The following is a 577-nucleotide window of genomic DNA, read 5'->3' on the forward strand; positions in this document are numbered from 1 at the left end:
GTGCGGACTCGTTGGGGGAGGTTGTCGTGAGTGGTGTGGAGTTGTCGGAGAACGAGTTGTGGGTGGCGAGTTTCTACCGGAACTCGGAGATGAGCGGGGCGATGTTCTTCGGGCGGGTGGCGCGGACGATCCGTGGTCCGTTGCAGAAGGACGTGACGCATCATTTCGCGGACGAGTCGGCGCACGCGTTCTACTGGACGGACTGCATCGACAAGCTGGACCAGCGGGCGATCCCGATGCGGGACGCGTATCAGGACCGGTACATGGACGCGGTGGGGGTGCCCGCCAGTCTGATGGAGGTCATGGCGATCACGCTGGTCTTCGAGAAGCGCACGATCGGCCACTACAACCAGCATCTGCGCCAGGAGAACGTGCCGGCCCCGGTCCGGGCCACCATCGAGAAGATCATGCTCGACGAGCGGTGGCACGTGCGCTACGTCCGTGACGCGTTGCAGGCCATGGAGGAGCGCTACGGGGTCCAGGAGATCGAGGACACCCTGGCCCGGTACACCGCGGCCGACATCGAGATCTACGGCAAGGTCATGGCCGAATTCCAAGAACGCTTCGCCGCCCAGTG

The 577-nt window shown here is 64.3% G+C and carries 1 protein-coding gene; it reads left to right on the plus strand.

Features of this window, described 5'->3' with window-relative positions:
* Nucleotides 1-26: 26 nt before the first annotated feature.
* A partial coding sequence (locus tag SPR02S_RS54790) for a ferritin-like domain-containing protein (RefSeq protein ID WP_158698041.1) occupies nt 27-577 on the plus strand: 551 nt, incomplete at its 3' end.

The sequence above is a fragment of the Streptomyces prunicolor NBRC 13075 genome, assembly GCF_000367365.1.
GTDB classification, from domain to species: domain Bacteria; phylum Actinomycetota; class Actinomycetes; order Streptomycetales; family Streptomycetaceae; genus Streptomyces; species Streptomyces prunicolor.